Source organism: Prevotella denticola (genome assembly GCF_900454835.1).
Taxonomy (GTDB): domain Bacteria; phylum Bacteroidota; class Bacteroidia; order Bacteroidales; family Bacteroidaceae; genus Prevotella; species Prevotella denticola.
The window spans coordinates 562,343-575,842 of sequence record NZ_UGTM01000002.1; the positions used below are offsets into that span (position 1 = coordinate 562,343).

At 55.8% G+C, this 13,500-nt stretch carries 10 protein-coding genes; 7 read left to right on the top strand and 3 right to left on the bottom strand.

Annotated features, from left to right (window positions below):
* Together mrdA and rodA are read left to right on the top strand one after the other, a co-directional pair.
* Positions 1–2,235, top strand: a complete 2,235-nt coding sequence (mrdA, locus tag DYH27_RS10410; protein WP_029216551.1) for a penicillin-binding protein 2 — start codon at positions 1–3, stop codon at positions 2,233–2,235.
* Positions 2,225–3,700 (top strand): rod shape-determining protein RodA, encoded by a 1,476-nt coding sequence (gene rodA / locus DYH27_RS10415; protein ID WP_013671917.1) that lies wholly within the window; start codon positions 2,225–2,227, stop codon positions 3,698–3,700. The genes mrdA and rodA overlap by 11 nt, the downstream gene beginning before the upstream one ends.
* A gap of 418 nt (positions 3,701–4,118) precedes the next feature.
* Here rodA and porQ read toward each other — a convergent pair whose 3' ends face one another.
* A complete protein-coding gene (gene porQ, locus DYH27_RS10420) occupies positions 4,119–5,063 on the bottom strand; it encodes a type IX secretion system protein PorQ (protein WP_025067255.1) in 945 nt (314 codons plus the stop codon).
* A gap of 153 nt (positions 5,064–5,216) precedes the next feature.
* On the opposite strand from porQ, the gene DYH27_RS10425 reads away from it, so the two are divergent.
* From DYH27_RS10425 to DYH27_RS10435, 3 genes are all read left to right on the top strand, one after another.
* Complete coding sequence (locus DYH27_RS10425; protein ID WP_025067256.1) at positions 5,217–6,014, top strand: energy transducer TonB; 798 nt, start codon at positions 5,217–5,219, stop codon at positions 6,012–6,014.
* A gap of 73 nt (positions 6,015–6,087) precedes the next feature.
* Positions 6,088–7,062 carry a polyprenyl synthetase family protein gene (locus DYH27_RS10430; RefSeq protein ID WP_004353719.1) on the top strand — a complete coding sequence of 325 codons (975 nt, stop codon included), beginning with the start codon at positions 6,088–6,090 and terminating at the stop codon, positions 7,060–7,062.
* Between the two features lie 24 nt (positions 7,063–7,086).
* Positions 7,087–7,902, top strand: a complete 816-nt coding sequence (locus DYH27_RS10435; RefSeq protein ID WP_025067257.1) for a TatD family hydrolase — start codon at positions 7,087–7,089, stop codon at positions 7,900–7,902.
* Positions 7,903–8,231: 329 nt separating this feature from the next.
* Here DYH27_RS10435 and DYH27_RS10440 read toward each other — a convergent pair whose 3' ends face one another.
* The gene (locus tag DYH27_RS10440; protein WP_025067258.1) at positions 8,232–8,768 is read right to left on the bottom strand and encodes an HD domain-containing protein; all 537 of its coding nucleotides are present in this window, start codon (positions 8,766–8,768) and stop codon (positions 8,232–8,234) included.
* A 270-nt stretch (positions 8,769–9,038) separates the two neighbouring features.
* Entirely contained in the window at positions 9,039–10,817 is a 1,779-nt protein-coding gene (locus tag DYH27_RS10450; protein ID WP_025067259.1) for a biotin/lipoyl-binding protein, read from the bottom strand.
* A gap of 205 nt (positions 10,818–11,022) precedes the next feature.
* Here DYH27_RS10450 and DYH27_RS10455 point away from each other — a divergent pair, with 205 nt between their 5' ends.
* Together DYH27_RS10455 and aroB are read left to right on the top strand one after the other, a co-directional pair.
* On the top strand, positions 11,023–11,823 hold the full coding sequence (locus DYH27_RS10455) for a hypothetical protein (protein WP_004353740.1): 801 nt from the start codon (positions 11,023–11,025) through the stop codon (positions 11,821–11,823).
* A gap of 215 nt (positions 11,824–12,038) precedes the next feature.
* Entirely contained in the window at positions 12,039–13,085 is a 1,047-nt protein-coding gene (aroB, locus tag DYH27_RS10460) for a 3-dehydroquinate synthase (RefSeq protein WP_025067260.1), read from the top strand.
* Positions 13,086–13,500: the final 415 nt, after the last annotated feature.

Consider the following 13,500-nt stretch of genomic DNA (forward strand, 5'->3'; position numbering starts at 1 on the left):
ATGAAGGATTACGACCTCGAGAATCGCCGTCTCGTGCTCAGTGCGGTTGCCATAGGCATCGTGGTGATTTATGTCATACGCCTTTTTGCGCTTCAGATAGCCAGTGACGACTATCGGAAGAGCGCCGACTCAAACGCCTTCCTGAAGAAGATCGAGTTCCCGTCCCGGGGTTCGATCACGGACAGGAAAGGCAGGCTGCTGGTCTATAACCAGCCGGCCTACGACATCATGGTCGTCACCAACGAGATGGCGGGACACCTTGACACGCTCGAGTTCTGCAGGGCTTTGAATATTACCAAAGCCGACTTCATCAACCGGATGCTCAGCCTCAAGGACCGGAACAAGAACCCCGGCTATTCCCGCTTTACCCAGCAGCTCTTCCTGAGCCAGCTGAGCGACAAGGAATTCAGTGCCTTTCAGGAAAAGCTCTACCGCTTCCCCGGCTTCTATATACAGAAACGCAGCGTCCGCCAGTACCAGCGGCCTATCGCCGCACACGTCCTCGGTGACGTGGCGGAGGTGAGCCAGAGCGACATCGAGGAAGACGACTACTACCAGCCGGGCGACTACATCGGGAAGATGGGCGTTGAGCGTGAATACGAAAAGGACCTGCGGGGACGCAAGGGCGTGCAGATACTGCTCCGTGATGCCCACGGGCAGATACAGGGACGTTACCAGAACGGCAAGTATGACCAGCGTCCGCGCCCCGGCCGTGACCTGCAGCTCGGCCTTGATGCCGACCTGCAGGCACTCGGCGAACGGTTGATGGAGGGCAAGCTCGGTGCCGTCGTGGCCATCGAACCGAAGACCGGACAGGTGCTGGCGATGGTGTCTTCGCCTACCTTCGATCCCCGTGCGATGATCGGCAAGATGCGCGGAAAGTACCAGCACGACCTTACGCTTGACCCGGCGAAACCTCTGCTCAACCGTGCCATCATGGGACAGTACCCGCCCGGCTCGACGTTCAAGACCGGTCAGGCCGTCACGTATTATACGGAGGGAATCATCACCGACTCGACACGCTATCCCTGCCATCACGGCTTCTATTTCAAGGGACTGCACGTAGGCTGCCACAGTCATCCGTCCCCGCTCTCGCTGGTCCCGGCCATCAGCACGTCCTGCAACGGCTATTTCTGCTGGGGACTTTACCACATGCTCTCCAACCGCCGCAAGTACAAGACGCTCGACGATGCCATGGATGTATGGCGCGACTATATGGTGTCCATGGGCTTCGGATACAAGCTGGGCATCGACCTTCCCGGTGAGAAGCGGGGGATGATACCGAATGCGAAGTTCTACGACCATGCCTTCAAGAGATGGAATCCGCTGTCGGTCATCTCCATCTCCATCGGACAGGGGGAGGTGAACCTCACGCCTCTGCAGATAGCCAACCTCGGCGCAACGATAGCCAACCGGGGCTATTATGTCACACCGCACGTCGTACGCCGTATACAGGGGAAGGCGCTGGGCAGGAAGTACAAGATACACCATCGCACCAAAGGCAGCGTCAGGGCTTACCAGGAGGTGATAGCCGGAATGATGTCTTCCGTGCGTGGCGGAACCTGTGCCCATGCCGTCCATCCGGGCTATTCGCTGGCGGGAAAGACGGGAACGGCACAGAACCGTGGCAAGGACCACTCCGTGTTCATGGGCTTTGCTCCTGTAGACACACCGAAGATTGCCATTGCCGTCTATGTCGAGAACGGCGGTTTCGGGGCCGAGTTCGGGGTACCGATCGGGTCGCTGATGATCGAACAGTACATCAACGGAAAGCTGACTGAAGGCGATGCCGCCAGGGCCGCCGCCATCCAGAAACGGCATATTTCCTATCCGTTCAAGCGTCCGCTGTCGCATGCCGATTCTCTCCGTCTCGATTCCATCAAGCGTGTGAACATCATCCGCGACTCACTGAAGATGGTCAAGGAAAGGCAGGACCGGGAGGAAGCCGACAAGGCAAAGGAAGCGAAGAGGAAGAAAGAGGCGGAGGAGGATGAAAAGAAGAAACAGCCGCAGAACGACCCTGCCATCCGTGTCGAGCCAGAGGAACTGATCCGTCAGGATAAGAAAGAAAAGGACAGGGAAGACGACAGGAAAGAAAAGGAAAAGGAGAAGGAAAAGAACAGCAAAGACTCCCGCAGGGAGCACAGGAATAAAGAAAAGGACAAGTCGAAGGACAGGGAGAAACCGTCTGGAAGCAGGTCGAAAAGCAAGGAGAGCGTAAACCGTGCCAAGTAATTATGCAGCAGACAGACAGCCCGGCGTACTCCGTTCGCTGGACTGGTGGACGATAGGCATCTACATCGCACTGCTCGTCTTCGGATGGGTGAGCGTCTGCGGTGCCAGTTATACGTATGGCGACACCGAGATTTTCTCGCTGGCCAGCCGTTCGGGCATGCAGATTGTGTGGATCGGCACGTCTATCTGTCTGGGCTTCGTGCTCCTGATGATGGACGACCGCTTCTACGACACCTTTGCCTACGTCATCTACGGGCTTCTGGTGCTGCTCCTCTTCGCCACCATCTTCAACCCCCACAGCATCAAGGGGTCACGGTCGTGGATTGTCATGGGACCGCTCCGCCTGCAGCCTGCCGAGTTCGCCAAGTTCGCCACGGCCCTGGCCATCGCCAAGTTCATGTCGGCCTATGGCTTCACCATGAAGAACTGGAAACACTTTGCCGGTGCCTGCGGTATCATCTTCCTGCCGATGCTCTGCATCATCGGGCAGCGCGAGACGGGTTCCGCCCTTGTCTACCTGTCATTCTTCCTCATGCTCTATCGGGAGGGAATGCCGGGATCGTTCCTTTTCACAGGACTGGCAATGATCATCTACTTCGTTGTCGGCATTAAGTACGAGGAGGTGCTGCTGTGGGATACGCCTACGTCTGCGGGCAAGTTCGTCGTCCTGCTGCTCGTCCAGATATTCTCCACGGCCATGGTATGGGTATATGTGGGCGACAAGGCGAAGACGCGTCTGCTGCTTGCCTACGTCCTCGGTTTCACCGCACTGGCACTGCTCTTCTCAGAGTTCGTCATTCCGTTCGATGTCGTCTGGGTGCAGCTGTTGCTGTCGGCGGGTGTCATCGGCTATCTGGTCTATAACGCGATGAACACACGCTTCGCCAACTACTTCTATATCGCACTGTTCGCACTGGGGTCGGTAGCTTTCTTCTATTCGGCGGACTACGTGCTGAATGATGTCATGCAGCCCCACCAGCGTGTGCGCATCAACGTGCTTCTGGGGCTTGACGAAGACCTTGCCGGGGCAGGTTACAATGTCCACCAGAGCGAGATTGCCATCGGTTCGGGCGGGCTGCAGGGCAAGGGATTCCTGAACGGGACGCAGACAAAGCTCAAGTTCGTGCCGGAACAGGACACCGACTTCATCTTCTGCACCGTAGGCGAGGAGGAGGGCTTCCTCGGGTCGGCCTCTGTCCTTGTGCTGTTTCTCTGCCTTATTCTGCGGCTGATGTATCTTGCCGAGCGGCAGCCTTTCAAGTTCGGGCGGGTCTATGGTTATTGTGTCGCGGGGATATTCCTGTTCCATCTTTTCATCAATGTCGGCATGGTGCTCGGCCTGACCCCTGTCATCGGCATTCCGCTGCCTTTCTTCAGCTACGGCGGCTCCTCCCTGTGGGGATTCACGCTGCTCCTCTTCATCTTCCTCCGTATCGATGCCGGCCGCAACCTGATCCGGCAGTAAGGGGGAGAAGCCGGATCTGTTCTCGTGGAGAGATTTGTCTGTCTGCCGGATTGTCCTTTGTGAAGAGTTTTATTTTAGCGGATAAACGATACGGAACAGAAACGGTATTGATGTATTCTCGTAGATATGACTGCCTCCTGCCGTCCCGTTGTTTGTTGAAGAGGGGAGGACGGATGACTGTATTGTGACCATCCGTTGCCTGCTTTCCAAGTAACGCCTGACAGCACCCCAAGTAGTGCTTACTTGCGTGCCGGTTAACGCCTGACAGCACCCCGACTAAGCACCTTTTTGTATGGATTTTGTATATGATTGATTACAAGTGACTTGAGAAGCTGCAGATTGTAGCAGCAGGATGGGTTGGATTCTGTGCTGTCTCTTGTTCATAGCGCATCAGAAATGGAGGCGTCCATGGGTGTTGTCAGAACGAATAGCCCAGGTTGACCAGTACCGAACTGCTGGCGGCATGGTATTTTCCATAGGCAAGGTTCAGCTTGAAACGTTCAAGGTTGATGCCGCCGCCGATGCTGAAGCCTGCTCCGTGCGCAGAGGCATCCTCCGCCTTGCCGACGGTCATCTCGTCAGCCCGGCGGAAGTTGTAGCCTGCGCCGATCCATATACTCTCGGAAAGCAAGAGGTCGATGCCGAGGTCGAGGTGGTCGGCCAGCCGGTAGTTGTAATGGGTAAGGTCGACGAGTGTCGCCGACAGCCTGACGGGCAGGGCGGCGAAAGTCTTGCTCACACCCACCTGCACATCCGTCGGCATCTTGCCGTAATCCTCCTCATAGGCCTTGATCTGGCCGCCGAGGTTCTTGGCGACCAGCGACACCGACCACTGTTCCTCCGGCTCATACCAGTTCAGGCCGAGGTCTACGCCTACCGCCATCGAATTGTAATGTCCGATGTAGGACGTGATGAACTTCGCCGTGATGCCGCCCACGATGTTCCGTGCCAGTTCGTAGGCGAAGATGCCCTCGACGGCAATGTCGCTGGCGTTGAAGGTGCCTGTCTGCACGTTGTTTTCGTCGGTCTCCTTCATCCGTCCGTAGTTCATGTACTGTACGCCGCCGGCGACGGTGGCTTTCTCGCCCAGGGCCTTGGTATAGGAAGCCCCCATATAGTTGGCTCCGTGCATATAGTTCATGTAGCTGATTCCCACGGTCCTGTCGCTCACCGATGCTGCCAGGGCCGGATTGGAGAACATCAGCGAAGGGTCGTCCTCGATGACGGTGATGTTCTCTCCGCCCAGTGCAGCAGCGTGTGCGCTCAGCGGCAGCCGCAGGAAGTTGTATTCTGTCTGGCTCTCCTGTGCCCGCACGACAGTTGCAAAAAGCGATGACAGGAAGGCGAAAACGATTTTTTTCATCTGATCTGACTTAATTTCTCGGCAAAGTTACTGCTTTTTCCGAATATCTTATTACTTTTGTCTTTTGAACTTCCGGCGCGGCGCAGAGGATTTTCCTGCGATGCCTGCCATGGTTTATATAACGGCGTAAGCGCACATTTAGTATATTTTGTCTTGGAAATAAAGAAGTCGGACAGGGCAGACCTGGAGAATAAGCGGTGGGTTGGTTTCCTTCTGGGAATCATCATCGCCCTCTCTGTCTTTTTTGTGGCGATGGAATACAATGCGGCAGGTACGGATGATGATGCGGCCGACTCCAGGACCTTGAAGAATGTGACGCTCCACGACATGGATATGCTGCCGGCCATCGACCAGCAGGACCTGGCGAACAAACAGGACGAGAAGAAACCGACCATAGAGGATATGCTCAACCTCAAGCGGCGCGACATCCCCAACAAGGTGACACCGCACGACGTGGGCAGCATGAACGCCAACGACAGGAAGACGGGCGCTCCGCAGGTGAGCGACGAGGCTGTCGTGATGCCGATGGTGACCACCACCCCCGAGCCGCCCAAGGTAAAGGAAGAGGCAAAGAAGGAGATGGAGAAGATGACCGATGACCCTTCTGAAGAGGAGGCGGAACGCTATGACGACAAAGTCAGCAAGCGCATTCTCTCCCAGACACCGACGCCGCCCGGCGGATGGGTGGAGTTCATGAAGTGGCTTACGAAGACGCTGCAGTACCCCGCCGATGCAAAGCAGAAGCAGGTGCAGGGGACGGTGAACATTACCTTCATCATCAATGTGGACGGAACGGTGGACGATGTCCGGGTGAAGAGCGGGAAGATTCCTGTGCTCAATGCCGAGGCACTGCGGGTTCTCAGGACGATGGGCAGATGGAAGCCGGGAATAGAAAAGAACCGCCCGTGCCGTTCTCTCGTGGAGATTCCCATCGTCTTCCAGCTCTCATGACGTCCCCTGATATGCAAAGGCGGATCCGTCGCCGTTGAAGAAAGAAAATAACTGTTTAACCAAACGCTCTATCATGTACACTGCTGATGAAATTCTTGACAAAGTAAACGAGTATATAGGCAATCTCTCTTACGGACGCAGGCCACAGAGCCTGTACGAACCTATCAGATATGTACTCTCGCTGGGAGGGAAGCGCATACGTCCTACGCTGATGCTCCTGTCCTACAACCTTTTCAGGGACGACCCTGAGACCATTCTCTCTCCGGCGTGCGCCCTTGAGACCTATCACAACTACACGCTCCTGCACGACGACCTCATGGACGACGCCCCGCTGCGCCGCGGACAGCAGACGGTACACGTGCGCTGGGATGCCAATACGGCCATTCTCTCGGGCGACTCGATGCTCGTCCTGGCATTCGAACGGATGCAGCAGTGTGACGACAGGCACCTGCGGGATGTGCTGCGTCTCTTCACCGTGACGGCACTCGAAATAGGGGAGGGACAGCAGTACGACATGGAGTTCGAGAACCGCAATGATGTGACGGAAGCGGAGTACATCGAGATGATCCGGCTCAAGACCAGTGTCCTGCTGGCCTGTGCGGTGAAGCTCGGTGCCCTGCTGGCCGATGCTCCTGCCGGGGATGTGGAGAATCTCTATAAGTTCGGCGAGCGAATCGGACTGGCGTTCCAGCTGCAGGACGATTACCTGGATGTCTATGGCGACCCCAAGGTCTTCGGCAAGAAGATCGGGGGGGACATCACGTCGAACAAGAAGACGTATATGCTGATCAATGCGCTCAACAAGGCGAATGCACGGCAGCGGAAGGAGCTGGAGAAGTGGATCGGCTGCAGATCGTTCGACCGGGACGAGAAGGTCGCTGCCGTAACTGCCCTGTATAGTAAGATAGGTGTAGACAAGATGGCAATCGACTGTATCAACCGTTATTTTGATGAAGCGAACAAGTATCTTGCCGCAGTAAATCTACCCGGAGCACGCAAGACAGAACTGACGGCTTACGCACAGAAGCTGCTGCACAGACAGCGGTGAGAAATCCCATATTACCCACACGAAATGATTATCGATACCCACGCTCATTTAGACACGGAAGATTTCAAGGCCGACCTCCCGGAGGTGATCCGCCGTGCCCATGAGGCGGGGGTAGGAAAGATCTTCCTGCCTGCCGTCGACTTGAAGTCGGTTGACTCCGTCCTGGCGGTCTGCCGTCAGTTCCCTGACATCTGCTGGCCTATGATCGGCCTGCAGCCAGAAGAGGTGCGTGACGACTGGCGTGAAGTGCTGGCTGCCATGCACCGGCGCATCCTCCTTTCGCTCCGTCAGAAGGCGGAGGGAACGGTGCTGCCGGGCGAGACGGTCGTTGCCATCGGTGAGGTGGGGCTGGACTTCTATTGGTCGCGCGAATACGAACGGCAGCAGCTTGCCGCCTTCGAGGAGGCCGTGAAGTGGAGCGTGGAGACACGGCTTCCGCTGATGATTCACTGCCGGAAGGCACAGAATGAACTGCTGCGTGTCATGCGTGCTTATGAGAGGGAGTTGCCAGGCGGTGTCTTTCACTGTTTTACAGGCAACCGGAAAGAAGCTGAGGCGTTCCTCCGTTTCGACCGTTTCGTCCTTGGCATCGGGGGCGTGTCAACGTTCAAGAGCAGTCATCTTCGCGAGGATCTTCCTGCGGCAGTCCCCTTGGACCGTATCGTTCTCGAGACCGACAGCCCTTATATGGCTCCTGTCCCACACCGTGGACAGCGCAACGAGAGTGCTTTCATCGTAGAGGTCGTGCGCACCCTTTCCGCCTGCTATGCTGTTGACGAGGCTGCGATTGCACGTCAGACGAACGAGAATGTAAGGCGTGTGTTCGGGATGGACCTCTGACACATTGCCAGGTTCGGGCCGTCAACACGGCCGGTGTCTGCTGATAACACAATCTGTGACGGGCCTCAGCACATCTGCTGGGGAGGCCGGTTCGTTCCTGCCGATATACTATATGGTAAGACTCTGAAGACTTACTTACACGGGGAAATGTCTTCCGGGCCACTGATATACATGGGGTTCTGTTACAGCGGACATACAATGGGGGCTGTGTCAAAAGGCCCTGCAGTATGGGTCTGTGACACACTTTCATTTTCCGGATATCATAAGCCTCTGTTTTGTTTTCCGTCTGTGCATCTGACGGAAGATCTTTTTTTCATCTTTCTTCCGGGCTATCGGAATATCCTTTCCCACTGTCTGAAACGCTGGATTCCTTCTTCTCCGAACTTCGCAAGGCTTGCTTCTGCCTCCTCGAGGGTCTTCTCATGGTCGAGACGGGTCTTGGAGAAGAATTTGTCGGCATAGCAGATGAGTTTCTCTTCCATCGTCTCCGGCAGGAAATCACGCATGGGGAGCGGCAGATGCCGGACAAGTATCTGGTCGCGTGTGATGCCTGCACCGGTATGGCGTTCGCAGACGCGGGCATGGCGGGGGAAGCCTTCTGCCAGCAGCATTCCGGCTCCGATGTATCCGTGACAGATATAAGGTTCACTGCCGAAACATTGTATGGCGGGCGCATTGCAGCGTACGATTCCGATGTCGTGCAGCATGGCGGCCTCTTCGATGAACCGTCTGTCGAGTTTCAACTTCGGATGCCGGCCGGCGATGGCAAGGGCTTTGTCGGCCACCGACCGGCTGTGGACAAGGAGGATGTGACGCAGGGTGTTGTTCTCCGGGTAAAATTTGTCGATGATTGTCTGGTAATCCATTGCTTGCTGTCAAATTACAGGGTAGGGCGGGACCGGGCGCATCCTGTGGGGCTGTTGTCGTCAGGGCCTGTCGTGATCGCCCTGCTTTCCCCCGCATCGGCACTTGTAAACCTTCCGGTTCTTTCTATATCTGCCGCATCTGTCTGGCCTGCTCTCCTTCGATTAAAGGAAAGCCATACCTGAAAAAAGGAAGCCACGCCTCCTCTTCCTGACGGTTTTCACCGGCACGAAAGAGGAAGCGTGGCCTTTTTCATTATGGAGGACAAGTCTTTATGCTTCGTGTGTGCGCTCGATGTAGGCGATGACATCGCCCTTGCCCACCTTGGCCCCCTGCTTGGCATTGATTTCAACCAGCTTGCCGCCGAGGGCGGCAGGGACGGTGACGAACTCGCCCCAGGGAGCCTGGATGTAACAGAATACGTCACCCTCCTTGTACTCCTTACCGATGAACGGCTCGACTGCCGGGGCAGCTTCGCCGTCGCCCTGGAACTCCCAGAAGAGCTGTCCCTTGACCGGTGCGACGATGGCATCGGCCTTGGCATGCTTGAAGGCTGCCACCTCCTCCGGGCTGACCTTGGCACCGAGCTTGGCATCCTTGGCGGCCTGCAGGTCGGCAAGGAAGTTCTTCTTGGCCTGTCCGCTCTTGTAGTTGCGGTACTGTTCCGGGTGCATGGCCAGCTCGAAGAGTTCCTCATCGTCCTGACCGTAGTCCCATCCGTTCTCGTCCATTTCCTTGCGGAAGTCGTCGAGTGCGTTGGGAAGCAGGGTGTGCGGGTCGGCATCGGTGAACTCGAGGCCTTTCTGCTTGGCAAGATCTTTCAGCTCCTGGCAGATTTCTCCGGGCACACGTCCGCTCTTGCCGAGAATCATGCCCCACATGGAATCGTCCATCATGACGAAACGGCCCTTGCCCTGTTCGAGGGTAAGGAGGTTCATCAGGGCGATGTTCTTGGTATATTGCGAGAAGGGTGTCACCAATGGAGGGTAGCCGACGCGCGGCCAAACGTATGCCACCTCGTCGAACAGCTTGATGAGCATATCGTCTACGGAAAGCTCCGGCTCGCCCTTCTTCCTGCGGAGATTGTTGATTGTCGTGCGGATGCCGCCGAGGTCGGCCATCATCGATCCCATCATGCCGCCCGGCAGACCGCAGGTAAGCAGCAGCGAGCTCATGTACTTGTTCTGTGGGTTGATGAAGTAGCCGAGCCACTCATCGATGAACTCCTGGGTCATGGCGCGTGCCTTCATGTAGGCGTCCATGTTGATGTCCGGAACGTCGAAGCCGGCATTCTTCAGCATGCTCTGTACGGAGATGACGTCCGGATGGACCTTGCCCCATGACAGCGGCTCGATGGCAACATCGAGAATGTCGATGCCGTTCTTGGCAACCTCCAGCATGGAGGCCATGGAAAGACCGGGACCGGAGTGCCCGTGGTACTCCAGGAGAATGTCCGGATGCTTCTCCTTGATGCGGCGTGTCAGTTCGCCGAGGAAGACCGGCTGGCCGATACCGGCCATGTCCTTCAGGCAGAGTTCTTCTGCACCGGCGGCAATCTCCTCGTCGGCCAGCTTGCAGTAGTATTCGATGGTGTGGATAGGGGAGGTGGTGATGCAGAGCGTACCCTGCGGTGTCATGCCGCCCTCCTTCGCCCACTTCAGTGCCGGGGCGATGTTGCGGATGTCGTTCAGACCGTCGAAAAGACGGGTGATGTCCACGCCTTGCGCGTGCTTCACACGGTACATCATTGCACGCACGTCGTCAGGAACAGGATACATACGGAGGGCATTCAGACCGCGGTCGAGCATATGGGTCTTGATGCCGGCCTCGTGCAGGATCCTGGTGTAGGCACGGACGGACTCGTTGGGATTCTCGCCGGCGAGGAGGTTCACCTGCTCGAAGGCGCCGCCGTTTGTTTCTACACGTGCGAAACAGCCCATCTCGATGAAGACAGGCGCAATACGTACCAACTGATCCTTGCGTGGCTGGAACTTGCCGGAGCTCTGCCACATGTCTCGGTAAATGAGACTGAACTGAATTTTCTTTCCCATATATGATTTCTGTTGTTATCTAAATGAAGGGATTGCCGACTGCAATCCGACCTGCAAAATTAGATAATTTTTTCCAAAAAACGACTGACAGCTAATATTTTTTGCAATAATTGACTATCTTTCCTATAAGGGAAAAACACTTTCTTTCTCCAACTGATTTGTAAATCACAGTTTTTATGTAAATTTGCAGTCTAAAAGTAAACGCATGAAGAAATTGTCTTTTCCCCTTGTAAGTCTGTTCCTGTTGCTCCTTACGGCCTGTTACAATCAGGCTACGACGGGCGACCAAGGCGCTATTGACGTGGAGACGCAGTTGAAAGGCGACAGTACCCGATACGGTCTGGCGTGTGACGGATGCTCCGATTCGGTGATTGTCCTTCTGCCGAACGAGGGGGGAGACCCGGTAAAGTTCGACATCGTTACGGCCAAGCGCAACGGCAAGGTGTACGGTACGCCTGAAATCGGGGACGAACTGGCGATCGTACCGAACCCTATCGACCCGTATGAGGCGGAGATGGTCATCGACCTTGAACAGATGAAAGGGACGTGGACGTTCCAGGTCATACCGAAGCTGAAGCCGAATCCGACGAAGTCGGAAGATGAAATCATGGCGGAGATGAGCGACTCCATGAAGGCTGCGCTGTTCATTCCCCGGGAGTATGGGTTTACGCTGAAGAGCTATAACCAGGCATCTCCTGTAGGCTATATCCTCAAGTCCAATTCGCTGGAGGACGAGAGCCCGGTGGAATATCCGAAGGTGACCGTCTATACCAGCTGGCATATTTTCAACGGAAGGCTATATATCTACAAAGATACGGTTGATGAGCAGGGACACCGTATTCCGCAGGATTCCGTCGGCTTCGACTCCGGCTCCATGCGCTTCCTCTCGGCCGACTCCATGGCTGCCCTCTTCGGCAAGAAGGTGATGCAGTACCACCGGAAGAAGAATGCCATGGAAGCGAACAAGGAGGCGCAGGCAGCCGAAGTGAAAAGTAACGGCAAATAGCAGGCTGCCCGCTTTCGACCTGTCCGCATTCCCTCGGTCTTTCTCCTCTCATTACCTCTCATCGTTCTGTCCGTTCTCCAATCCTGCACACCGACGGCCCTTTCTGCGCAATAGCAGCCCTTGCTGTATTAAAGTGTGTGAAATATGCGTGCTATTTCGTCATTCCGTAATGAGAATGTCTTATTTTTGTCTGGATATTAAATGGGAGAATGCTTATGGGACAGAATGTAATCATATCGGATTTGTTCAGAAGAGATCTGGCGGCGGCCATATCGGAGTGTGAACACGACAGGACTTTTGTACTTGTCGATGAGACGACGCGCGTGAAATGCTGGGAACGTATCAAGGACTGTTTCAGCCTGAAAGGCGCACGCCTCATTACGGTCGGGGCGACGGACAGCTGCAAGACCGTCGAGACGCTCATAGAAGTGTGGAAGGCATTGCAGGAGGGCGGTGCGACGCGGCATTCGCTGCTGATCAACCTGGGAGGAGGAATGGTGACCGACCTCGGAGGATTCGCCGCCTCGACTTTCAAACGTGGAATCAACTTCATCAATGTTCCGACGACGCTCCTCGCCATGGTGGATGCCAGCGTGGGCGGGAAGACCGGTGTCAACTTCGGTGGACTGAAGAATGAAATCGGTGTGTTCAGCGATGCCAGCTTTGTGCTCCTTGATACCGGATGGCTCAAGACGCTGGATGAGGAGAATATCCGCAGTGGATATGCTGAGATGCTGAAGCATGGGCTGATCGCAGACGAGGCGATGTGGGCAGAGCTGGCAGACTTCGACCTTGCGCAGCCTGACCTTGCGCAGCTTTCCACGATGATCGGGAAGAGTGTCAGGGTGAAGGAACGTATCGTGGAGGAAGACCCGCATGAGACGGGCATCAGAAAGGCACTGAACCTCGGACATACTTTCGGCCATGCTTTTGAGGCCTGGTCGTTGAAGCGCAAGCCTGTTCTCCACGGATATGCGGTTGCCTTCGGACTGATGGCGGAACTTTACCTGTCGGCCGCATTGAAGGGATTCCCGGCTGACCGGCTGAGGCAGACCGTCGGTTTCATCCGTGCTTATTACGGGTCCTTACCCTTTACCTGCAATGATTATCCGGAGCTGATAGAACTGATGCACCATGACAAGAAGAACCGTGGCAATGAAATCAATGTCACGCTTCTGGCCGGGATAGGCGATGTCCGCATCGACCAGACGGTATCTGGGGAGGAAGTCCGGGAGGCGCTTGATTTCGTCAGGGAGGGATAACGGACCGGACTGTCCGCAGTCTGCTCCCGCCTGCTGTCCATTGGCCCGTGGAGGCTGTCGGGTGGATTGAAAGACGATCACTTGGCTCATTCACCGGATTGCATCGATGACGACCGTACCCGTATCCGCCGGCCGCTCTGGATGTCATAGTAATGTAAAAGCAATCCGTTTGTAATCAGACAGATACGATTGCGAAAGCAAAAGGTGCTTAGTTGCGTTCCAAGTAAGCCTTACCTGGCTTTCAATCAGGCCTTGTCTGGCTTCCAATCGGGCCTTACCTGGAATGCGGTTATAAGACAGCAGATTGTTTCCTGTAGTCTGCCCCGGGCGGTACGGTTGTTTCCCGCTTCGGGGCGTGGTCGTCTGTTGACGGTAAAGGTCTGGAGTCTCTGCCGGAAGGCAGCGGCTCCAGACC

Coding starts and splice junctions, on each gene's coding strand:
- DYH27_RS10430 (WP_004353719.1), top strand. CDS start 6,088: ATGTACACTGCTGATGAAATTCTTGACAAAGTAAACGAGTATATAGGC.
- DYH27_RS10440 (WP_025067258.1), bottom strand. CDS start 8,768: ATGGATTACCAGACAATCATCGACAAATTTTACCCGGAGAACAACACC.
- DYH27_RS10435 (WP_025067257.1), top strand. CDS start 7,087: ATGATTATCGATACCCACGCTCATTTAGACACGGAAGATTTCAAGGCC.
- porQ (WP_025067255.1), bottom strand. CDS start 5,063: ATGAAAAAAATCGTTTTCGCCTTCCTGTCATCGCTTTTTGCAACTGTC.
- mrdA (WP_029216551.1), top strand. CDS start 1: ATGAAGGATTACGACCTCGAGAATCGCCGTCTCGTGCTCAGTGCGGTT.
- DYH27_RS10450 (WP_025067259.1), bottom strand. CDS start 10,817: ATGGGAAAGAAAATTCAGTTCAGTCTCATTTACCGAGACATGTGGCAG.
- aroB (WP_025067260.1), top strand. CDS start 12,039: ATGGGACAGAATGTAATCATATCGGATTTGTTCAGAAGAGATCTGGCG.
- DYH27_RS10455 (WP_004353740.1), top strand. CDS start 11,023: ATGAAGAAATTGTCTTTTCCCCTTGTAAGTCTGTTCCTGTTGCTCCTT.